The following is a 22,328-nucleotide window of genomic DNA, read 5'->3' on the forward strand; positions in this document are numbered from 1 at the left end:
ATGCGGGTGTAGCTCAGTTGGTTAGAGCGCCGGCCTGTCACGCCGGAGGCCGCGGGTTCAAGTCCCGTCACTCGCGCCATTCCCTCCCGATGGGAATGACATTCAAAAAAGCACCACGGTTCATCCGCTGGTGCTTTTTTGTTTTCTTCCTCTTTGCTTTCTCCGTGCGGTCACACCCCATCGCAGGCAAAACCACCTCCCCGACGCCATCCTGACGGTCACAACCACATTTGCGTGTAACAACTGCGCAATAATTCAACCTTTATACGAAAATCCCGCAACAAATTTCGGAATTGATCAGTTTTGGGGCAATCCTGACCGTCTGGTCATTGATTAATCGTATAAATTATGCTCAGCTTCGCAGGCATTTAGCGAAAAACTTGCAGGCCGCCCCACTTTGGGCTTGTAGGCATTGACCGCGATCCGTCGCGCTGACCCATTGGCGTCTCGCCAGCGGATTGTTGTTTGATTGTCTATCGGTCTTCGCCTTGGCCTGCAGTCCCACAACAACAAAACGGGAGGCGCATCATGCGCAAACTAATCGCAGGGCTGGTCATGGGGACCGCGCTCGCTACCATGCCGTTGGCGGCACAGGCTGAAACGCCGAAAAACGCACTTGTCATGGCATTTGCCATCGATGACATCATCACCCTCGATCCGGCACAGATCTTCGAGTTTTCCGGCGCAGAATATGCCGGTAACACCTATGACCGTCTGATCGGCTTTGATAACGACGATGTTTCAAAAATTCACGGCGTAATCGCCGAAAGCTGGGACGTCTCTGAAGACGGCAAAACCTTCACGTTCAAAATCCGTGACGGCATCAAATTCGCATCGGGTAACGACCTGACTGCAGAAGATGCAGCCTTCTCGCTTCAGCGTGTGATCCTGCTGGATCAGTCACCGGCATTCATTCTTGGTCAGTTCGGCTTTACCCCGGAAAACGTAAAAGACAAAATCCGTGCGGTTGACGATTCCACGCTGGTTATGGAAGTCGACAAACCTTACGCGCCCAGCTTCGTTCTGTACTGCCTGACCGCCGGTGTTGGTGCCGTTGTTGATAAAGAAGAAGTTCTTGCGCACGAAGTCGATGGCGATCTCGGCCATGAATGGCTGAAAACCAACTATGCCGGTTCCGGTCCGTTCAAACTGAACAAATGGACCGCTGGCGAAAGCCTCAGCCTGACCGCAAATGACGATTACTGGGACGGTGCGCCGGAAATGAAGCGCGTTATCATCCGTAACGTCAAAGAAGCCGCCGCTCAGCAGCTTTTGCTTCAGAAAGGCGACATCGATATCGCCCGTAACCTGGAAGCTGACCAGCTTGCCGCGGTCAAGGACGATGCCAACATCAAGCTTCTGTCCAAAGGCAAAGGCGCACTTTGGTATCTTGGCCTGTCCCAGAAAAACGAATACCTCTCGAACCCGAAAGTTCGCGAAGCTCTGAAATATCTGGTTGATTACAAAGGTATTTCTGAAACCATTCTTGCTGGCCGCTCCCAGATCCATCAGGGCTTCCTGCCCGAAGGTTTCCTTGGCGCCTATAACGAAAACCCCTACAGCCTTGATATCGAAAAAGCCAAATCGCTTCTTGCCGAAGCAGGTCTTGCTGACGGTTTTTCGGTAACCATGGATACCCGTAACACCACCTCGATCATGGCGATGGCCCAGTCAATCCAGGCTACCTGGGCACAGGCAGGCATCAATCTGGAAATCATTCCGGGTGATGGCAAGCAGACCCTGACCAAATATCGCGCCCGCCAGCACGATATCTATATCGGTCGCTGGGGCCCGGATTATCAGGATCCGCACACCAACGCATCCACCTTTGCCTGGAACCCGGACAATTCCGACGACGCGACCGCCAAGCCGCTGGCATGGCGTAACGCCTGGGATGCCGGTGACCTGACCGCACAAACCGATGCAGCAACCCTTGAACGTGACGATGCGAAACGTGCAGCAATGTATGTGGACCTTCAGAAGAAAGTTCTGGCTGACGGCCCGTTCGTGATCATGTTCCAGGAAACCGAAATTGCATCCATGCGTGGCAATGTGAACAATTTCGTCCTCGGCCCGTCATTCGATAACAACTATTATCGCTTTGTAACCAAGGACTAAGGAGACAACGGTCGTAATGTCCGCTGTTACACGCAAAAACCGGGACGGGCGCAAACGCGCCCGTCTCATTTCAGGCAAGGCAGGAAGCCTCCTGCGGATTGTCTTCTCGCTCGCCATCACCTTTTTCGGCCTGCTGCTTGTCACCTTCCTGATCGGTCGCGTTTTGCCCATCGATCCGGTTCTGGCCGCAGTCGGCGATCATGCATCCCAGAGCACCTATGACCGTGTCCGCGAGGAAATGGGCCTCAATCTGCCGCTTTGGCAGCAATTCTTTATCTATATTTCCAACGTGCTTCAGGGTGATTTCGGAACGTCGGTACTGACATCCAACACCGTCCTTGATGATATCAAGCGCGTCTTCCCCGCCACTTTGGAACTGGCAACCATTGCTACCATTATCGGCGTTGTCCTTGGCATTCCCGCGGGCGTTTTTGCCGCGATCAACAAGGGTAAATGGCCGGACCATGTCGTACGCGTGATCGGTCTTGCCGGTTATTCCATGCCGATCTTCTGGCTCGGTCTGATGGGACTTCTGGTTTTCTATATGAAACTGGACTGGGTCGCAGGCCCCGGACGTCTTGATGCCTTCTATGTCGATTTCATTGAACCAACTACCGGTCTGATGCTGATTGATACCCTCATCGAAGGCGACATGGATCTGTTCTGGAATGCCGTATCCCACATCATTCTTCCGGCATCAATCCTTGCCTATTTCTCGCTGGCCTATATTGCCCGCATGACCCGGTCCTTCATGCTCGAACAGCTTAGTCAGGAATATATCCTGACCGCCCGGGTCAAAGGCATTTCCGAACATCGCATCATCTGGCGTCACGCGCTTGGCAATGTCATGGTGCCCCTGGTGACCGTGATTGCGCTGTCCTATGCCAACCTGCTCGAAGGATCGGTTCTGACCGAAATCATCTTTGCCTGGCCGGGACTTGGTCTTTACATCACCAACTCGCTGCTCAATGCCGATATGAACGCGGTTCTTGGCGGCACGGTTGTGGTTGGTGCGGTCTTTATCGGCGTGAACATGCTGTCTGACGTGCTTTACCGCCTGCTCGATCCCAGAGCGCGGAGATAATCATGAATACACAAACAACCATCTCCAAACCGGGCCTGAAACAGTGGCTGACTTCCGACACCCCCCGCTCGCGGCTTCAGGCAAAATGCGGCCGCGCCTGGCTGGGCTGGATCAAGTTCACCGAAAACAAGCTGGCCATGATCGGGCTTTCGATTGTCATCGGCCTGATCCTTGTCACCATTTTCGCACCCCTTCTGGCCCCCTATGATCCGCTTGCCGCCGACCTTGCCAACCGCATTCAGCCCCCTGGGGCCGATCACTGGTTCGGCACCGATCAGCTGGGCCGTGATATTCTGTCGCGTCTGATTTACGGCGCGCAATATACCCTGCTGATTGTCGGGCTTGTTGCCATTACCGCCGCCCCGCTTGGCCTTCTGGTCGGCACGGCGGCCGGTTTCTTTGGCGGCTGGGTCGATGCGACATTGATGCGCATCACCGATATCTTTCTGGCCTTCCCGAAACTGATCCTCGCACTGGCCTTTGTCTCGGCGCTTGGCCCGGGGCTTGAAAATGCCATTCTGGCAATTGCGATTACCGCCTGGCCGCCCTATGCCCGTATCGCACGTGCTGAAACCATCACGGTGCGCAAATCCGACTTCATCGAAGCCGCCCGCCTTCAGGGCACCTCGAATATGGGTCTGATCATCGGCCATATCATGCCGATGTGCATGAGCTCGCTGGTCGTCCGCGTTACCCTTGATATGGCGGGCATGATCCTGATTGCCGCCGGTCTTGGTTTCCTTGGTCTTGGGGCACAGCCGCCAATGCCGGAATGGGGTGCCATGGTGTCCGATGGTCGTCAGTTCCTGCTCGAACAATGGTGGGTTGCCACAGTTCCCGGTATTGCCATTTTTGTCGTCAGCCTTGGCTTCAACCTTCTGGGTGATGGCCTGCGTGATGTTCTTGATCCGCGTGGAGGGGATTGATCATGTCAAACGAACCCCTTTTGAACGTCAAAAACCTCAAGGTCACCTTCAACACCCCCAAGGGTGAGGTCAATGCCGTGCGCGGTGTGTCCTTCAGCCTCGGGCGGGAACGCCTCGGGATTGTCGGGGAATCCGGTTCGGGCAAATCCCAGACCGGTCGGGCCATTCTTGGCCTGACGGCGGCAAATGGTCGCATCACCGCAGACGAGCTTAAATTCCACGATGTCGACCTGGCCAACCTGACGCCCAAACAATGGCGCAAAGTGCGGGGCGCGCGTATTTCCATGATCATGCAGGATCCGAAATACTCGCTCAACCCGGTCATGACCATTGGCGATCAGATCATCGAGGCCTATCGCGAACACCACAAGGTCAACGCCAAGGAAGCCCGTCATCGCGCCATTGATATGCTCGAAGCAGTCAAAATCCGTGACCCCGAACGCGTCTTCAATTCCTATCCGCATGAAGTTTCGGGCGGCATGGGACAGCGCGTGATGATCGCCATGATGCTGATCCCCGAACCCGAACTGATCATTGCCGATGAACCGACATCGGCCCTTGATGTCACGGTTCAGTTGCAGGTGATGGCAATCCTTGACGATCTGGTGCGCGATCGCGGCATGGCGCTGATTTTCATCAGCCATGATCTGCATCTGGTCTCAAGCTTCTGCGACCGGGTTCTGGTCATGTATCAGGGCCACGTGGTCGAAGAACTGGCCGCCTCTGCCCTGCACGAAGCCAAACATCCCTACACCAAGGGCCTTTTGAACTGCTTGCCGAAAATGGATGGCGATCATTCCGATCTGCCGATCCTTGAACGCGAAGCAAGCTGGGCAGAAGGATAAGAACCACAATGATTGAAATCAGCAAACTCAACGCATGGTTCGATGATCATCACGTTCTCAAGGACGTCGATATCTCTGTGCCTGCAAACGGATCATTCGGGCTGGTCGGGGAATCCGGTTCGGGCAAATCAACGGTCCTGCGTACCATCACCGGCCTTGTTGACGACTGGGAAGGCAACATTCTGGTCAATAACAAGGAACTGGGCACCACCCGCGACAAGGCCTTTTATCGTCTTGTCCAGATGGTGTTTCAGGACCCGTTCGGATCGCTCCATCCGCGTCATACCATTGACCGCATCCTGACCGAACCGGTCAATATTCACGGTCTTGGCAATTCCGATAGCCGCGTGGTCGAGGCCCTTAAACAGGTCGGTCTGGATAACTCCTTCCGGTTCCGTTACCCGCATCAGCTTTCCGGCGGTCAGCGTCAGCGCGTGGCAATTGCCCGCGCGCTGATCCTCGAACCCAAGGTGCTGTTGCTTGATGAACCGACATCAGCCCTTGATGTCTCCATTCAGGCCGAAGTACTTAACCTTCTCAGCCGTTTGCGCCGGGATCTGGGCCTGACCTATATCATGGTCAGTCACGATCTCGCGGTTGTGGCCCATATGTGTGACGATATTGCCATCATGAACCATGGTCGCATTGTCGAACGTGCCACCGCCGGTCAACTTGCCGAAGGGTCGCTTGAACACCCCTACTCCCAACAGCTTTACAAGGCTGCTGGCGGCTATGACCGTGCTGTGGTTGACAGTTTCGTCGATTGGGATTGATCCGCCTTTCACGTCACCGCACCAAACGAAGAAACGGGAACCTGTTTGAATGACGATTGCCACCAACCCATCGCGCCCGGCAACCTATCTCCCCAGCTTTACCTGGGATGCGCATGCCTGCCTGCCTTTGGATGAAAAAACACCCGCAAGCCTTCTGGACGAATATGTGAAGGGCAATGTGGATTATGTCTGTGTCAATGTCGGCATGGACATGAACACCATCCCCCACATTCTGCGCGTCATTGCCGCCTTCCGCGCCAAGATCGCCGCCCATCCCGACAAATACATGCAGATCGACAGCTTTGACGATCTTGCCATCGCCAAGCAAAAAGGCCTGCTGGGCGTCGGCTTCGATCTGGAAGGCTCGGTCATGTTGCAAGACATGCCCGAAATGATCCCGGTCTTTGCCAGACTGGGGGTCAAGCAGATCCACTTTGCCTATAACCGCAACAATTCGGTCGCGGGCGGCTGTCACGATGTTGATATGCCCCTGACCGATCTTGGGGTGGAAATGGTAAAATCGGTCAATGCCAATGGCATGATCATGGATTGTTCCCATACCGGACGGCAAAGCTCGCTTGATATCATGCGGGTATCATCCAAACCGGTCGTGTTCAGCCACGCCAATCCCAAGGTTCTGGGTGGCCATGAACGCTGCGTTGATGATGAACAGATCAAGGCCTGTGCCGATACCGGCGGCGTGATCGGCATTTGCGGTTTCCAGCGTTTCATCAAATCGCCCAACGCCCCCGAAGTCCCCGATATGATCCGCCACATCAAATATGCGGTCGATCTGGTCGGTGTTGATCATGTCGGCATCGGGCTTGATACCATGCCCGAAGTTGCCGGCTGCAACGACTTCCCCGATGGCGTTGACCGTTCCTATTACTGGCCTGTCGCCAGCGGCTATGGCCCGGGTGCGGGCGGGGCCGCGGTATTTGACCCGAAAAAACTCCCCGCCCTCGCCGACGCCCTGATCGCCATCGGCTATTCAACCGATGATGTCGATAAAATCATGGGCGAAAACTTCATCCGGGTTGCCAAGGCAAGCTGGTAGCAGCCTTCGCGACCCTGCCAGTCGTCACAAATGACAAAGCCCCGCCCGAGTATCTCAGGCGGGGCCTTTGTTTTCTGAAATGCGCGCTTTGGCTCAGACCTTGGCTTCGTCGGAGCGAACCGGACGCGGGCGGCCTTCGGCGTCGATGGCGACAAAGGTAAAGGTGGCCTCGGTGACCTTGATGCGCGGCGGCTGGTTGCGGCGCAGTACCCAGGCTTCAAGATGCAGAACGATTGATGTGTTGCCGATCCGTTCGATATCGCCATACACGCAAACCGTATCACCGACATAAACCGGACGCAGGAAGGTCATGCCGTCAACCGCGACGGTTGCAATACGGCCTTCGGCGATCTGGCTTGCCAGAACACCCCCGGCAATATCCATCTGCGACATCAGCCAGCCGCCAAAGATATCCCCGCTCGGGTTTGTATCGGCGGGCATTGCCAATGTCCGGGTACAAAGATCGCCACGCGGCATCGTGTTGTCGCTGACGTGTGTTTGCTCATTCTCTGTCGCCATCGGGCTCACTCCTGTTTCGGGCACGTTGAAAAAAGACGTGCATATTTTTTTATTGGACCTCCCGGTCTCGGTTTTCTGCGCCGCAGCTTTAAAAATGTGATCTTTGGCAAAGACCACCACTTGCATTGGACTTGAAAACACATTTTTATGGTCCGTGCTAACCGACATGTGGCACGAACCATCGAACATATGGTACTCGTTTAGCGCCGAGGCATCCAACGCTCAATATCGATCAACAGATATGCGTTGTTGGACCTTGTTTTAACACAATAAAAGAAGTTGCGTTCCGGGGCATGACCGACCTTTTTGAAGATTCAAACCAATCCACAGACAAAGCCTATTCCGCCAAGGACATCGAGGTTCTCGAAGGCCTGGAGCCTGTGCGTCGCCGCCCCGGTATGTATATCGGCGGCACCGATGATGCGGCCCTGCACCATCTGGTCGCAGAGATCCTGGATAACTCCATGGACGAAGCGGTCGCTGGCCACGCGGACTGGATCGAACTGGAACTGAAACCGGACAATACCGTACTTGTCCGCGATAACGGTCGCGGTATTCCGACCGATCCGCATCCGAAGTTCCCCGACAAATCCGCCCTTGAAGTCATCCTGACCACCCTGCATTCCGGTGGTAAGTTTTCGGGCAAGGCCTATGAGACATCGGGCGGTTTGCACGGTGTGGGTATGTCTGTCGTGAACGCCCTGACCGAGAAATTCCGGGTTGAGGTCTGCCGCGATCGCAAAATGGTATTCCAGGAATATTCGCGCGGTGTGCCGCAGATGCCGCTTCAGGATGGCGGTGCAATCAATAACCGCCGCGGCACCACGGTCATTTTCAAACCCGATCCCGAGATTTTTGGCGCCCGCGCCAAACTCAAACCGGGCACCATCTTCCGCATGGCGCGGTCCAAGGCCTATCTCTATAAGGGCGTTGAAATCCGCTGGTCGGTTGATCCGTCGCTTTTGACAAGTGATGACCCGACCCCGCAGCAGGAAGTCCTGAAATTCCCGAACGGGATTCTCGACTATCTGGAAATGACGCTTGAGGGCCGCGAACTCGTCACCGAACGCCCGTTCGCCGGCGAAGCCAAATTTTCCGACAGTCCCGGACGTGTTGAATGGGCAATCGGCTGGCCCGAAAGCGGCGAAGGCTATTTCCATTCTTACTGTAACACCGTCCCGACCCCGCTTGGCGGCACGCACGAGGCCGGTTTCCGCTATGCCCTGACCAAGGCAATCAAAGCCTATGGCGACATGGTCGGTCAGAAAAAGGCCGCGGCCATCACTGCCGAAGACGTGTTTGGCGGCGGCTGCATCATGCTGTCGGTCTTTATTCCCGATCCGCAGTTCCAGGGTCAGACCAAGGAAAAGCTCGGCACCCAGAATGCTACCAAACTGGTTGAAACCGCGGTCCGCGACCATTTCGACCACTGGCTGACAGGGGACACCGAAAACGCCAAACGTCTGCTCGAACGCATCATCCTGCGCGCCGAGGAACGCCAGCGCCGCAAGGAGAAAAAGGAAACCAAACGTCAGTCGGCGACCCGCCGCCTGCGTCTGCCGGGTAAACTTGCCGACTGCTCGCGCTCAATTGCCGCTGGCACTGAAATCTTCCTGGTCGAGGGTGACTCGGCAGGTGGCTCTGCCAAGCAGGCCCGTGACCGTGAAACACAGGCCGTCCTGCCGCTGCGCGGTAAAATCCTGAACGTGGCCTCGGCCACCCGCGAAAAGATGATGGCCAACCAGGAAATCAAGGACATGATCGAGGCCTTTGGCTGCGGTTCCGGGTCCGATTTCCGCCTCAATGACCTGCGCTACGAACGCATCATCATCATGACCGATGCTGACGTTGACGGCGCGCATATCGCATCACTTCTGATTACCTTCTTCTATCAGGAAATGCCCGGTCTGATCGAAAGCGGCCATCTCTATCTGGCGATGCCGCCGCTTTATCGTCTGACCCAGGGCGGAAAATCGATCTATGCGATGGATGACGCCGAAAAGGAAGTCATCCTGAGCACCGAGTTCAAGAACCCGAACAAGGTCGAGATTTCCCGATTTAAAGGTCTGGGTGAAATGCCCCCGCAACAGCTGCGTGAAACCACGATGGCGCATAAAAAGCGGACATTGCTGCGTGTCACCCTGCCCGATGCGGCCGAACCCGATGAACGCGGCCAGACCAAGGACCTGGTCACCCGCCTGATGGGCAAGAAACCGGAACTGCGTTTCCAGTTCATTCAGGAACATGCCCGCTTCGTCGAAGATATCGACGTCTGATCGGCAAACCGATTGCGAAAAACCCGGCCAGTGTGCCGGGTTTTTTATTGGCCCCGCCACAGCATCGCCGCAAAAGCGCGCCTTAATGACCGTCATATCTTTCAGACCGGGTGATCACGCCTGCAATGTGATAGGCTATCTTGCCCGATAAGCTGTCAAAGGACTTGTCCAATGAACATGCGCGCATTTTCCCGTTTTTTGCCGACCGCGACCGGCACGGCGTTGCTTTTGCTTGGCGGGTGCAGTGCCGCCCTGATCGAAGCGCCCAATTACAAGGTCACCGAAGTCCAAAGCTTCAAGACCACCGGCGCGCCAAGTCAGGTCATGCTGCTTGAAATCGTTGATCCGGCCAACAGCCTTCCGGCCAAAACATGGACCGATGCACTTTCCAATCACGGCTTTGCGCCGCGCCTGCGCTTTGTCACCGATCCCGCCGATATTTCGGCAAATGAAACCATCAAACCGGAAAACCGGCTGGTGGCTGTGGTCAACCCGTCGCAAAACACCTTTGGCGATGCGATCTGCACCAACCCGCAAACCGGCGGCATGGAACACATTTCTGATCGCCTGATTGTTCGGTTCGGCTTTTGCTCCGGCGATAATGTCATCTCTGAAACCCGGGCGCGTTTTGTGCCTGAAAACTTTGAAAGCCAGCTGTTTGCCAATGCCGACACGCTAAGCTACCAACTGTTCCCGCGCCATATCCGCAACAATGACGATGACCGTTTCTGCAGCCCGTTCCAGACGGTTTGCTGATCCGGGCTGCCTAAACGACCAGTCAGCGATCAACATGTTGGCGAAAACCGGTAATGCAAACGCACGCATCCGCGATCAAGCATTTGCGTACTGATCAATGTCGGACTGCTGCGAAAACCGGTCTGAGGGAAAAGCGGTTTTCCCCCACCCAGAATTTCGGGCATGACGTAAATTTCAATTTCGTCAAGCGCACCTCGTTCTATGAACGCCATTTGCAGCTTTCCACCGCCCAGCATCCAGACATCCCCATCATCAAAAGCACGAAGTTCGGCAATCAATGCGTCAACGTCACTTCGCACGTCAATATCCGCGACAGGATTATCAATCGGACGGGATGTAACCACAATTACCCGCTTTCCGTGATAAGGCCATTCCGATGGTTGGCTTGCAACAAAGTCGTAGGTTGCCCGCCCCATCACCAGGGTTTGAATGCGCTTGATGAACTTGTTGTAATCGTATTCACCAAGATCCATCCCGTCATATGCAAACAACCAATCGAGATTGTCATTTCTGTCCGCGATCATCCCGTCAAGACTGGTTGCGATATACCCAAGAATTCTTGCCATGACCAAATCTCCATTGATTTATAAATGAATATACGTTTATAAATAATCATGGCAAGAAACAAGACAATTCCCGACGATCAGGTGCTCGACACCATCCTTGAAACCGTGCTTGAAACCGGACCGTCAAACCTGACATTTGCCCGGGCATCAAAAGCCTGCGGTCTCTCACCGGCGACACTTGTGCAACGCTATGGCACGCGTGATGCTCTGCTCGTTGCAACATTGCTCCGGGCTTGGGACCGCCTAGATGCTGAAACGCATGCTGCGGATCAGGAAGAAGCACTTGATCCGAATGGCGCAATCGAAATTCTACTGCGCCTGATGCCCCCGGAAACGGCAGACCGGGACAGCACCAACGGCTTGCTGGTTCTGCATGAAGACATTTGCAACCCGCAACTTCGCGCGCGCGGCGCGGCTTGGGGACATCACCTTGCCGCAATCCTTGGCCGCCGCCTGTCAGACCACCCCGAAGAGGGAAAAAAGCTTGGCTGGCAAATGGCCAGCATATGGCAAGGGGCACATATATGGTGGGCTTTCACCCGTGAACAGCCAGCCGATCAGTCGATCCGGGCAACGCTCGAAGAATGGGTTGCCCGTAACATATAAAAATGCCGCCCTACCGTAAAAGAAGGTCAACCAAAGCACGGGCAAAAATCTCGGGCTGTTCAAGCGGCACATAATGCCCTGCCCCGGCGACCTCGTGATAATCTGCCCCGGCAATCCGGCTGGCCATATCCCGGTGGCTTTCCGGGCTGATCACCTGATCGGCTTCGCCTGACATCACACAGCACGGGATATCAATCCTGGCAAGCGTCCCCTGACTGTCGGGGCGATGGGCAACGGCGATGCTTTGACGCAGAAAGACCTCCGCACCGGCCTGCTCGGCCATTTCGCCCAGAAGCCGGATCAAGGCGTCATTGCTGCGATTATCGGGATGGATCATCTCGTCAAGCAACGTGTCATTGATCCCGACAAAACGCTGCGCGCGCCCGGCAAGCCGGGCAAGAAGGACACGGCGGCGTTTGACTGCCTCTGTATCGGCTGTTGCCCGGGTATTAACCAGCATCAGATGACTGACGCGTGCTTTCGCCTGACGCAGGATTTCAAAGGCGACATAGCCGCCCATCGACATCCCCACCAGCGCAAACCGGGCTGGCGCAACATCAAGAACCGCGCGCGCCATCGCTGCCACACTGTCCTGATCAAACAGATCGAAATGAAGTTGACTGATCGCAGGTTTGCCGTCCATTTCACCCCGGCCATAGGCCGCAATTGCCGGTTCCCACATCCGCTGATCGGCCAGCATTCCTGATAAAAACACAACGGGCACGCCATCCATGCCGGCGTGCCCGAAATCCTGATCCGGCCCGGATGTCATTTGATCAGCGCACTTAATTCCTTGAATTCCGGGGTGCCGGCAACGCGCAGCCATTCGAACATCACGCTTTCGCGGGTCACGATCTTTGCCCCGGCATCGCGCATGCGTTCAAGCCCGAAAATCTTGTCCTGGGTGCTGCGCGATGTCACCGCATCGGCAACCACATAGACCTCGCGTCCGCGTTCAAGAAGCTCCAGCACCGTCTGAAGCACACAGACATGGGTTTCCATGCCGATCACCACCACCTGGTCACGGCCCGGATTTTCTTCCATTTTTTCGATAAAGCCGTCTGCCGGGATTGCCGAAAACGCCACCTTGGCAACCACATTGCCGCCATCGGCAACATCACCGGGTTTTTCCACCAGATCCAGAATGGGTTTTGCCGTATGGCCAAGCCCCTTGGGATATTGTTCGGTGACGATCACGGGCACGCCAAGCCGGTTGGCACATTTGATCAGGAAACAGCAATTGGCAATGATCTGTTCGGGCTCCTGACAAGCCGGATAAAGCTTTTCCTGAACATCGATAACCAGCAAACTTGCGCGTGTCGCATCCATCAGCACGGCTTTTCTCCCATGTGTGATTGTTATTTTGACAGGTTACGCTGCCAAATTGTTGCAAACAAGCCTCTCAACAGGGTGTTTATCGGTTTTCGAAGCGAATTTTGCGGCGTTTTTCTTGACTTAATTCAGGGTTAGCTTTACGACCCAAACTGATTTTTGCATATCCGCTTCACTTAACGCATTCTATTGCGGGAAAACGAACCATATGAATTTCGCCGATCTCGGTCTGAGCGAAGATATCCTCAAAGCCGTTGCAGACGCCGGCTACGACACCCCAACCCCGATCCAGGCTCAAGCTATCCCGTCGGTGCTGATGGCACGCGACATTCTGGGCTGCGCACAGACGGGCACGGGTAAAACGGCCAGCTTCACCCTGCCGATGCTTGATATCCTGCATCACGGCCGCGCGCGTATGCGTATGCCGCGTTCCATCATTCTGGAACCGACCCGCGAACTTGCGACCCAGGTTGCGGCAAACTTCGACACCTATGGCAAATACATGTCCCTGTCGAAGGCATTGATCATCGGGGGCGAGTCCGCCGCCGAACAGGGCAAAATCCTGGAAAAGGGCGCTGATGTCATCATCGCGACGCCGGGCCGCCTGATCGATACCTTTGAACGTGGCAAGCTGCTTCTGTCTGACTGCAAATTGCTGGTGATTGACGAAGCCGACCGTATGCTCGACATGGGCTTCATCCCCGACATCGAAAAGATCGTCAATATGCTGCCCAAGCAGCGCCAGACACTTTTCTTCTCGGCGACCATGCCCAAGGAAATCCGTCGCCTTGCCGACAAATTCCTGTCCAATCCCAAGGAAATCACCGTCGCCCCGCCATCCAGCATGGCCGCAACGGTTGAACACAAACTTCTGGTCCTTGATGACTTTGACAAGCGCGAAGCACTTCGTCAGCTGATCCGCCAGGAAAATGTCAAAAACGCCTTTGTGTTCTGCAACCGCAAAAAAGACGTTGATATCCTATACAAGTCGCTGACCAAGCACGGCTTCAATGCCGGGCGCATGCATGGCGACATGGCACAAAGCGAACGTACCGAAACGCTGGCAAAGTTCAAATCGGGCGAGATCACCCTGCTGGTCTGCTCTGACGTTGCTGCGCGCGGGATCGATATCGCCGATGTTTCGCACGTCTTTAACTTCGACGTTCCGTTCAACGCCGAAGATTACGTCCACCGTACCGGCCGTACCGGTCGTGCGGGCCGCGATGGCAAGGCATTCACCCTTGCCGTGCCCGAAGACGGCAAACTGGTCGCAGCCATCCACAAGACGATCAACAAAGACATTCCGCTGACCGAACTTGACGGCATTGAAACGCTTGAGCTGGACTTCACCGGCAAAAAACGGCGTAACAAGAAAAGCCGCAAGTCCAATACGCGTGATGACAAACCGGCCCGTTCGGCGAAATCAAATGACCGTGGCAATGGCGACACCGCCAAGGCACAGCCGGAAACCCCGGCCCAGCCCGCCGCCGCCAAGGATGCCGATCAGAACAAGGCCCCTGCCCGCGACACAAGGGGCAGCAATGAGCGCTTTGATCGCAATGACCGAAACGATCGCAGTGACCGCAGTGATCGCAACAATAACCGCAACCACCGGCGCGATCGCGATGACCGCGATGACAAGCCGGTCATCGGTTTTGGCGATCATGTTCCGTCCTTCCTGTTGACGGCGGTTCCGGCTTCAAGCCTTGGCAAAAAGCCTGAGGCAGAAGAAGAAGCACCGAAAAAGACCACCAAACGCAAAACCGCGACGAAATCGGCCGCCAAGTCTGACGCCAAGTCGGAAAAGACCACGCGCGCCAAATCGCCGCGTCGTAGTGCGAAAAAGAAAACCGATGACAAGCCGGCAGAAGAAGCTGCACCAACCGCGGTTGATGCACCAATCGACGCCCCGGCAGAGGCCAAAGTAGAGGCCAAAGTAGAAGCCAATGTAGAGGCCAAAGCAGATGCTGCGCCGGCACCGGTCGAAGCAGACTCCGCACCGGCCCCGGCCAAGGCCGCGGAAAAGAAACGCAGCCCGCGTCGCCCGCGCAAAAAAGCAGCCCCCAAGGCCGCCAGCAGCGACACCGCCGAAAGCACCGCGCCAGCAGCAGAACCCGCCACCCCGGCCACCAGCGAAGGCTAGGCTTGCGACATCACCAAACAAAAGGCCGTCAGAACATTCTGACGGCCTCTTTTCTGTCTGGAAACGGTGCCCGGCTTCTGTAATCAGACCGCGCGGAACAATCCGGTTGATGTCGGTTTTTCCGGGCGACGCTTGCGCATCAGCTTCAGCATCGTTTCGATCGTGATCGACAACAGCGTCGCGTGGGTGATTTCTTCGATCTCGTCCATCACCAGCGACAGCGCCGCCCCGGCATTGGTATTTTGCACAATGCTGTTGGACGGGCCGGTGCCGACCTCCTCAAACAGCTGCACCACATCAAGAAGCGTCGTGCGCTTGGCATTGCCACAAAAACGATATCCGCCCCCGGCACCACGTACCGATTCAACAAGCCCCGCCCGGCCAAGATCACGCAGAACCTTTGCCAGATGATTGGTGGAAATATTGTACCGTTCGGCAATTTCGGACGCCGAAAGCTGACGGTCGGTATCTTCGGCCAGTTCAAGCACGGCATAGAGGGCAAACAGAGTTGCCTTTTGCAAGGACATCATGGCTTAGGCCCCCTCTTCCATATCGGTCTCAAGCTGGATGAACGGTCCGGCCATCATGCCCTGGGATCGGAAGAATGACATCAGGTCGGTGGCATCGCGCGGGATCATGGTGCGGACCTTGGTCACACCGGCCTTGCGGAAACACCGGCAGATTTCCTTATAAAGAATGGTACCGATCCCGCCCATGCGCAGATCCGGCTCGACACTGACGGTACCGACCCAGCCACACGGCACGGAATTGAATTCCCACGACCGCACTTCACCGAAAATACAGCCCAGAAGCGTGCTGCCTTCTTCTGCAATCAGGAAAAACCGGGAATCCTTGCGATTGCCATACCGGGTAAACAGATCGTCCCAATAATCAGGCTTGCGCAAACCTGTTGTCCGGTCATCCAGATCGACAACATTTGGCAGATCTTCAAGGACTGCCGGACGGATATTGATTTTATGCTCGCCAATCGTAACCAGGTTATATCCCGGTGCATTTTGCGCAGCGTCCACCTTGTATGCCTTTCAGTAACGTGGTTGGCCGTGCCAACCTCTCCCGGCGTCGGATCAGGAGAATAACCACAATCAAAATAAGTAAATTGGTACGATTATACTATACTGTTCAGACCGGGCACGGCAATGATAAGTTCCGCTGCAACTGCGAGCAGCCCGGCCCGTCTATGCCAAGCATTTCAAGGAACTGAAGGACATACTTGCATTCATCTGATCTTGCAAGCATCAAGCAAATGGCTGCTTTGGCTCTTTCATCTCTGTCATATACACAGACAGCCCGTAAAAAATGCGATGCGCGATCACGCAATCATTGACAGAAACCCGAAGTCATGGCTTATCGCGCAGCAGAAAATACTTACATCGGGCCTGAAATTTGGCAAATTGTAGCCCGCTGTTTATGACCCAAAGGAGTGTGGCACGCTATGGCGCGCAACGGATTCGACGCAATTGATCGCAAAATTCTTCGTGAAATTCAGGAAGACGGTCGCATTTCGATGGTCGAATTGGCTGACAAGGTCGGCCTGTCTGTTTCTCCCTGTCTGCGGCGTTTGCGCAAACTCGAAGAAAGCGGCGTGATCCGCAAATATGTTGCCCTGCTTGATCCGGCACATCTTCATCTTGGCGTGAATGTCTTTGTCACCGTCTCCCTGACCCAGCATGACGAACCGTCGCTCCGCCGCTTTGAAACCGCGGTCCAGGAACATCCGGAAATCGTCGATTGCTATGCCATGGTCGGCAATCAGGATTACATGATGCGCATCGTCGTGCCCGACCCCGCATCCTATCAGCGCTTCCTGTCCGAAGTGATGATGAAGCTTCCCGGTGTTGCCAACATGAAATCAAGCTTCACCCTGCATGAAGTCAAAAACAGCACCACCCTTCCGGTTTCCGACATCGACTGATCTGCGGTTGCTGCCCTGCGAGTGCTGATTTACGGCTGCCTGCTGTCAAAGCAATGACGCAAAACGGCGAACCGTTCCAACCGGCACCGTCATCCCCGCACAAGCCGGAACATCGCCCCCAGGCGCAAAAAATCCCAGCTTTGGCTTTGCCCTGCGGACACCATACGCACTTGGGCACCCGGCCTTAAGGCACAAGGTCATCAGAACGCCAGCCGTGTAAGTGCATCATGCCCGCCGTTACGCGCGCATCGCCGCCACACGCCGATCCGGGATAATGGTCGGGAACAGAACGGCCAGTGTCAGACCGCGCAACAGGAAAAAGGCGTTAAACGCCGCCCACAGCAAATGGTTGCTGTCCATCGCAACAGCCCCCCACGCCATCAGCGCATAAATCCCCACCGATACCAGCATCATGTTGCGCCAGTGCTTGGTCTGCATCGCGCCCAGAAACACCCCGTCAAACTGAAAGCCCAGAACCCCGGTAACCGGCAAAATGACCGCCCACAGCAAATAGGTATAGGACGCCTCGCGCACCTCGGGGATGGTGGTCAGGGCATCAATGATCCACGGACCGGTCACGGCAAAGATCGCCGCCATACACACCGCTGATACAATCCCCCAGATCGTGGTCTTGCGCACCGCCCACAGGAACTGTTTGCGTCGCTCCGCCCCATAGGCCTGCCCGACAAGGGTTTCGGCGGCATGGGCAAACCCATCAAGGGCAAATGACCCGAACATCAAAAAGTTCTGCAACACCGCATTGGCCGCAAGGGTGACTTCGCCAAACCGGGCCGAGAAACTGGTAAACAGCGCAAAGGCCGATGTCAGCGCCATGGTGCGCACAAAGATATCACCATTGATCTTCATCAGCTTGGCAAGCTGCACCCGATCAAGAACCCCGATCCCGCGCCATGTGCCGCCCAGACGTTTCAGGTGCGGCTGCATCAAAAACCAGCCCAGAACCACACCGGAATAATCGGCAATCACCGTCGCGCCAGCCACCCCTTTGACGTCCCAGCCGAACCCTTGCACAAACAGGATATCAAGAACGATGTTCAGCGAGTTCAGCACCACCTGGAAAATGAACACCGCCCGGCTGTCGCGCATCGCAAGCAACCAGCCCAGCATGCAATATTGCATCAATGTCGCCGGTGACGCCCAGATCCGCACATGGAAATAGTCCCGTGCGGCCGCCTCGACCGCCGGTGTTGGCGCAATCAGCGACATCGCAAGCTCGATGATCGGCCATTGCAATATCATCACCGCAAGCCCGGCAGTCATCGCGATCAGGGCCGCGCGCGCAAACACCGCCCGCACCCCGTTGGGGTCACGCCGGCCATAGGCCTGTGCCGCAAGCCCGGTGGTCGCCATGCGCAGGAAACCGAAACTCCAGAACACATAGGAAAAAATCAGCGCCCCGACCGCAACCGCACCAATATAATGCGGGCTGTCAAGATGACCGACCACTGCCGTATCAACCGCGCCAAGCAACGGGACTGTGGCATTGGACAAAATGATCGGCAGGGTCAGTGACAGAACACGTCGATCCCCCTTGCCGAACCAGCGGCGCGTGCGGTTCATCTGGGCCTCGGAATTGGACTTGATTTGGGGCGTTTTGCCGAACAGTACCGGCAACCGGAAGATTTCTTGTCGCACAGATTAAGGCAAGACAAAAGACGGGTTGTCATGACAACCACAGGCAAAAAATCCACATCGTTGAATTTTGTCCGACCTTGCACCTATCACTTTGCAATAATCGCATTTCATTTTTGTGACATCCGTCGCGATTTTCGGAATACCAAATTCGCCAATGCGTAAAAATATCGGCACAACCATTTGATTTTAAATGACAAATAAAGTTTCACAATATCCACACTGGAAAAAAGGTCACTTTGCGAAAACCGATACCAACGGATAGATCATTCTTCAGATGATCGTAAAAATGGCGGTGGAATTATAAAAATTCGCCTATACCGGCCTTTCCATCCACACACTTATCCACAGGCTGATGATCCCGACCGGTTCGCGCACGCGAAACCCGATCGTCCCGAAACGGTCCCTGTTCCTTATCACCAGTCATCATCCATCCTGTTGCCATGACCAGTTCGGTCTGACTCCAACCATCCGGTCGTAGTGATCACGCCTTTGCCCCCTTTGCAGCCTTTGCAAAATTTCCGATCCGTGCAACTTTATTGCCAGCACAAAGGAAACCGGCATGTTTGATCTCACCAGTCTTCTGACCATTGCCATTGCCTTCTTCATTGCCGCGGCATCGCCGGGGCCGGCGACCCTTGCGGTTGCGACGGTCTCGATGCATGCCGGGCGAAAATCAGGCCTGCTTTTCGGGGCCGGTCTCGCGCTCGGACTGGCCTTTTGGGGATTGGTGGCGGCAACCGGTCTTGGCGCGATCCTTCAGGCATCAAGCTACGCGCTCTCGGTTCTGAAGCTCGTCGGCGGGGCTTATCTTCTGTGGCTGGCATGGATTTCGGCCCGTTCTGCCATGGTCAAAGCCGATATGTCTGTGCCCCCAAAATCAACGCGTCACCCCGGCTTCCGCCACGGGCTGGTTCTCAATCTGTCCAATCCCAAGGCCGTGATTGCCTGGATGGCGGTTCTGGCACTTGGCCTTGATGATGGCGGGTCTGCTGCCCAAGTGATGCTGGCAACCGGCACCTGCATGGTGCTGGGGCTTGCGATCTATATGCTTTATGCGCTGGTCTTTTCGACATCGGGGGCGATGGCGCTTTATCGCAAAACCCGTCGCTGGATCGATGGCGCGGTTGCCGGGCTGTTCGCTGCGGCCGGGATCGGTTTGATCCGCTCTGCCTTTGTAAAACAGTGATCATCTTTCCCCGCTGACTTGCTGAATTTGCCGAACTTGCCGAACCTGCCAGCGGGACGGCCCGCGCAGCTCACCCTGTTCGCGCCATTCCGGCTCCCCCGCCATACCCTCACCCGGCCATATGTCGGTTATCCCGCGAACACCCGTTGCCCGACCATGGCCCCCTTCATGCCCAAGAATTCCGCAAGATTTCCCGATATTTGCCCTGCACATGACCGACAGCGCGCCGGATCGCAAAAATAACTGGTGGTCAGCTGTCTGCATTGCTAATCAGGGGAAAAGGATTTTTCAGGAAAGTCATTATGAGCACTGATCATCTATTGTCTGGCCCGACACTGCCGGCGGCATCGGGAACCTCCAAAAGCGTTGTGATCCTGCTGCACGGCTATGGCGCGGATGGCAACGACCTGATCGGGTTGGCCCCGCATCTGGCGCGCGCCCTGCCCGACACCAGCTTCTATTCACCCAATGCGCCGTTCCCGTGCGAAATGTCGCCCTTCGGTCGCCAATGGTTCAGCCTGGCCGAATATGATCCGGAATTCCTGCGCCGTGCGCCCGAAACCATGTCCGGTGCCCTTGCCGCCATGGCCGAAGGAGCCAATAAAAGCGCATCCTACGTCAATGACTTCATTGACCATGTCATGGAAACCCATGGCATTGGCGAAGACCGGATCGCGCTGGTAGGCTTTTCACAAGGCACCATGATGTCGCTGCAAACCGCCCCGCGCCGTGCCAAGCAGCTTGCCGGTGTGGTCGGCTTTTCCGGGGCACTTCTGGGCGATGGCGCCTTTGCCACCGATCTGAAATCGCGCCCGCCGGTCCTGCTGGTGCATGGCACCGCCGATCCGGTGGTCCCGATCGAGGCATCGCGCATCGCACGTGATACCCTGGCCGCCAACGGCATCGACGTTTCCCTGCATGAACGGCCGAACCTGCAACATGGCATCGACGAAGAAGGTCTGGGTCTCGCGCTTGAATTTTTGCGCAAACATCTCGGCTAAGACCGCTTCAAAACACAAAAAAAATGCAAAAGCACCTGCTGTTAGACAGTCAGGTGCTTTTTTTATTGAAAACAGCCCCAACATATCCCCGGTTATCGCGCGGGTCTTGCCGGTGATTTCAACAACCGGGCCGCACAAAGCCCCCTGTGATCAACACCATATCCCCCGCGTGGCACGCAAATAACTGATGCACATTTTCGCGCCACACCCTATACTTTCGAGATAAGAACCTATCCATAACATTAATAAAATTCTAAACGGCATCGCTTCCTGCCGTGGCTCAAACGGAAACAATCAAGAAAACGGGTACACAGACCATGCTTCAAAACATCAGGATCGGTAAAAAGGTTGCAAGCTTGTCGCTACTGTCGCTTGTCGCTTTGCTTTTGATTGCCGCACTTGAACTTCAAACGTTGCGCAGCGGGATGCTCGAAGACCGCAAAGACAAAATTCAGACAACTGTTTCAATGCTGGTAACAGCGGCCCAATCCTATCAGGATCGCGTAAACAGTGGTGAACTCACTCAGGAAGCAGCTACAACCGAGTTCTATCGCTGGAGCACCGCGGCAAGGTTTGATGACGGCACGGGCTATTTCTTTGCCTATGACAAAAACGGCATCAACAAGTTACATGGCGCCAAACCGTCTCTTAACGGCACGGATATGAGCCAGGTTAAAGACCCTACGGGCAACTTCATCGTGCAGGACCTCTTGGCTGCGGCGCAAAACCCGGAAGGCGGTTTCTTCTCTTATTACTGGCCAAAACCCGGCGAGCCAGAGGAGAAACTTTTCGAAAAGCTTTCCTATTCCGCTATGCTCCCGTGGGGTGATGCAATCGGCACCGGGATCTATATTGACGATGTGGATGCCGCCTTCTGGGAACAGGCCGTTTTTGTGATGGTATTCATTGCGATCGTTGTTGCCCTGATGATTGCCTTGTCTCTTGCGATCGGACGCAACATCACAGTTGGCCTGAATAAACTCTCAACCCGTATGACTGAAATCGCCAATGGCAAACTCGAAGGCGAAATCGAAGGTCAGGACCGTGGCGACGAAGTCGGCGACATGGCACGCACTGTCGTGTCCTTCCGTCAGCAGGCGCTTGAAAACCGCGAATTGCAGGATCGCCAGAAACAGCTGGAAATCCAGGCGGACAAACAGCGCCGCAAGGACATCACCGATATGGCCGATAGCCTTGAACAGCGCGTCAAAAACCTGATCCGCTCGATCTCGACCTCGATCGCCGAGATGAAGCAGGCCACCTCCTCGATGCAGGAAGCCAGCAACACCAACAGCCAGCTGTCTGCCGCTGTGGCATCTGCCACGACCCAGACGTCAACCAACGTTCAGACCGTCTCGGCCGCGACCGAGGAACTGACCGCATCAAGCGATGAAATCGCCCATCAGATCGCCCAGTCAGCCGACATTGCCAATCAGGCCAATGAACAGGCCGCACGTACCAATGAAACCGTTACCGGCCTTGCCGATGCGGCCCAGAAAATCGGGGATGTGGCAAAACTGATCGGCGACATTGCCGAACAGACCAACCTGC

21 protein-coding genes and 1 tRNA gene are annotated in these 22,328 nt (G+C 55.6%); 15 read left to right on the top strand and 7 right to left on the bottom strand.

Going from position 1 to position 22,328, the window contains the following annotated elements; translation table 11 throughout:
- The first annotated feature begins 2 nt into the window (after nt 1-2).
- From AUQ42_RS07155 to AUQ42_RS07185, 7 genes are all read left to right on the top strand, one after another.
- Nucleotides 3-79 (top strand) — tRNA-Asp (locus tag AUQ42_RS07155).
- A 449-nt stretch (nt 80-528) separates the two neighbouring features.
- Complete coding sequence (locus tag AUQ42_RS07160) at nt 529-2,118, top strand: ABC transporter substrate-binding protein (protein WP_068518411.1); 1,590 nt, start codon at nt 529-531, stop codon at nt 2,116-2,118.
- Between the two features lie 16 nt (nt 2,119-2,134).
- On the top strand, nt 2,135-3,202 hold the full coding sequence (locus tag AUQ42_RS07165; RefSeq protein WP_068518412.1) for an ABC transporter permease: 1,068 nt from the start codon (nt 2,135-2,137) through the stop codon (nt 3,200-3,202).
- A 2-nt stretch (nt 3,203-3,204) separates the two neighbouring features.
- On the top strand, nt 3,205-4,128 hold the full coding sequence (nikC, locus tag AUQ42_RS07170) for a nickel transporter permease (protein ID WP_068518413.1): 924 nt from the start codon (nt 3,205-3,207) through the stop codon (nt 4,126-4,128).
- Between the two features lie 2 nt (nt 4,129-4,130).
- On the top strand, nt 4,131-4,973 hold the full coding sequence (locus tag AUQ42_RS07175) for an ABC transporter ATP-binding protein (protein WP_068518414.1): 843 nt from the start codon (nt 4,131-4,133) through the stop codon (nt 4,971-4,973).
- Nucleotides 4,974-4,981: 8 nt separating this feature from the next.
- The gene (locus tag AUQ42_RS07180; RefSeq protein ID WP_068518415.1) at nt 4,982-5,746 is read left to right on the top strand and encodes an ABC transporter ATP-binding protein; all 765 of its coding nucleotides are present in this window, start codon (nt 4,982-4,984) and stop codon (nt 5,744-5,746) included.
- 49 nt (nt 5,747-5,795) lie between these two features.
- Nucleotides 5,796-6,803, top strand: a complete 1,008-nt coding sequence (locus AUQ42_RS07185; protein ID WP_068518416.1) for a dipeptidase — start codon at nt 5,796-5,798, stop codon at nt 6,801-6,803.
- A gap of 93 nt (nt 6,804-6,896) precedes the next feature.
- On the opposite strand, the gene AUQ42_RS07190 is transcribed toward AUQ42_RS07185, so the two are convergent.
- Nucleotides 6,897-7,322 carry an acyl-CoA thioesterase gene (locus AUQ42_RS07190; protein ID WP_068518417.1) on the bottom strand — a complete coding sequence of 142 codons (426 nt, stop codon included), beginning with the start codon at nt 7,320-7,322 and terminating at the stop codon, nt 6,897-6,899.
- Between the two features lie 293 nt (nt 7,323-7,615).
- On the opposite strand from AUQ42_RS07190, the gene parE reads away from it, so the two are divergent.
- Both parE and AUQ42_RS07200 read left to right on the top strand, forming a co-directional pair.
- The gene (gene parE, locus AUQ42_RS07195) at nt 7,616-9,598 is read left to right on the top strand and encodes a DNA topoisomerase IV subunit B (RefSeq protein WP_068518418.1); all 1,983 of its coding nucleotides are present in this window, start codon (nt 7,616-7,618) and stop codon (nt 9,596-9,598) included.
- Between the two features lie 171 nt (nt 9,599-9,769).
- A complete protein-coding gene (locus AUQ42_RS07200) occupies nt 9,770-10,354 on the top strand; it encodes a hypothetical protein (protein ID WP_068518419.1) in 585 nt (194 codons plus the stop codon).
- A gap of 29 nt (nt 10,355-10,383) precedes the next feature.
- Here the strand turns inward: AUQ42_RS07200 and AUQ42_RS07205 are convergent, their stop codons facing one another.
- Nucleotides 10,384-10,920 carry a dihydrofolate reductase family protein gene (locus tag AUQ42_RS07205; protein WP_068518420.1) on the bottom strand — a complete coding sequence of 179 codons (537 nt, stop codon included), beginning with the start codon at nt 10,918-10,920 and terminating at the stop codon, nt 10,384-10,386.
- Between the two features lie 48 nt (nt 10,921-10,968).
- Here AUQ42_RS07205 and AUQ42_RS07210 point away from each other — a divergent pair, with 48 nt between their 5' ends.
- Nucleotides 10,969-11,526 (top strand): TetR/AcrR family transcriptional regulator, encoded by a 558-nt coding sequence (locus AUQ42_RS07210; RefSeq protein ID WP_068518421.1) that lies wholly within the window; start codon nt 10,969-10,971, stop codon nt 11,524-11,526.
- Between the two features lie 10 nt (nt 11,527-11,536).
- Here AUQ42_RS07210 and AUQ42_RS07215 read toward each other — a convergent pair whose 3' ends face one another.
- Nucleotides 11,537-12,298 carry an alpha/beta fold hydrolase gene (locus tag AUQ42_RS07215; protein WP_068518422.1) on the bottom strand — a complete coding sequence of 254 codons (762 nt, stop codon included), beginning with the start codon at nt 12,296-12,298 and terminating at the stop codon, nt 11,537-11,539.
- Complete coding sequence (locus AUQ42_RS07220; RefSeq protein WP_068518423.1) at nt 12,295-12,855, bottom strand: hydrolase; 561 nt, start codon at nt 12,853-12,855, stop codon at nt 12,295-12,297. Before AUQ42_RS07220 ends, AUQ42_RS07215 begins: the two co-directional genes overlap by 4 nt.
- Nucleotides 12,856-13,066: 211 nt before the next feature.
- Between AUQ42_RS07220 and AUQ42_RS07225 the strand changes: the two genes are divergently transcribed.
- Nucleotides 13,067-15,001 carry a DEAD/DEAH box helicase gene (locus AUQ42_RS07225; protein WP_068518424.1) on the top strand — a complete coding sequence of 645 codons (1,935 nt, stop codon included), beginning with the start codon at nt 13,067-13,069 and terminating at the stop codon, nt 14,999-15,001.
- Between the two features lie 83 nt (nt 15,002-15,084).
- Here AUQ42_RS07225 and AUQ42_RS07230 read toward each other — a convergent pair whose 3' ends face one another.
- Together AUQ42_RS07230 and AUQ42_RS07235 are read right to left on the bottom strand one after the other, a co-directional pair.
- A complete protein-coding gene (locus AUQ42_RS07230; RefSeq protein WP_068518425.1) occupies nt 15,085-15,531 on the bottom strand; it encodes an Rrf2 family transcriptional regulator in 447 nt (148 codons plus the stop codon).
- A gap of 3 nt (nt 15,532-15,534) precedes the next feature.
- Nucleotides 15,535-16,032: a GNAT family N-acetyltransferase gene (locus tag AUQ42_RS07235; RefSeq protein WP_082817773.1), complete on the bottom strand. Its 498-nt coding sequence runs from the start codon at nt 16,030-16,032 to the stop codon at nt 15,535-15,537.
- Between the two features lie 422 nt (nt 16,033-16,454).
- Between AUQ42_RS07235 and AUQ42_RS07240 the strand changes: the two genes are divergently transcribed.
- On the top strand, nt 16,455-16,934 hold the full coding sequence (locus AUQ42_RS07240) for an Lrp/AsnC family transcriptional regulator (RefSeq protein ID WP_068518426.1): 480 nt from the start codon (nt 16,455-16,457) through the stop codon (nt 16,932-16,934).
- Nucleotides 16,935-17,171: 237 nt separating this feature from the next.
- On the opposite strand, the gene AUQ42_RS07245 is transcribed toward AUQ42_RS07240, so the two are convergent.
- On the bottom strand, nt 17,172-18,569 hold the full coding sequence (locus tag AUQ42_RS07245) for an MATE family efflux transporter (RefSeq protein ID WP_231856705.1): 1,398 nt from the start codon (nt 18,567-18,569) through the stop codon (nt 17,172-17,174).
- Between the two features lie 580 nt (nt 18,570-19,149).
- On the opposite strand from AUQ42_RS07245, the gene AUQ42_RS07250 reads away from it, so the two are divergent.
- From AUQ42_RS07250 to AUQ42_RS07265, 3 genes are all read left to right on the top strand, one after another.
- Nucleotides 19,150-19,776 (top strand): LysE family translocator, encoded by a 627-nt coding sequence (locus tag AUQ42_RS07250; protein ID WP_068518427.1) that lies wholly within the window; start codon nt 19,150-19,152, stop codon nt 19,774-19,776.
- 302 nt (nt 19,777-20,078) lie between these two features.
- A complete protein-coding gene (locus AUQ42_RS07260) occupies nt 20,079-20,777 on the top strand; it encodes an alpha/beta hydrolase (protein WP_068518429.1) in 699 nt (232 codons plus the stop codon).
- A 317-nt stretch (nt 20,778-21,094) separates the two neighbouring features.
- Nucleotides 21,095-22,328 (top strand): cache domain-containing protein (locus tag AUQ42_RS07265; RefSeq protein WP_068518430.1); only part of this gene is annotated, 1,234 nt, incomplete at its 3' end.

This window comes from Thalassospira sp. MCCC 1A02491, assembly GCF_001613785.1.
Lineage (GTDB): Bacteria > Pseudomonadota > Alphaproteobacteria > Rhodospirillales > Thalassospiraceae > Thalassospira > Thalassospira povalilytica.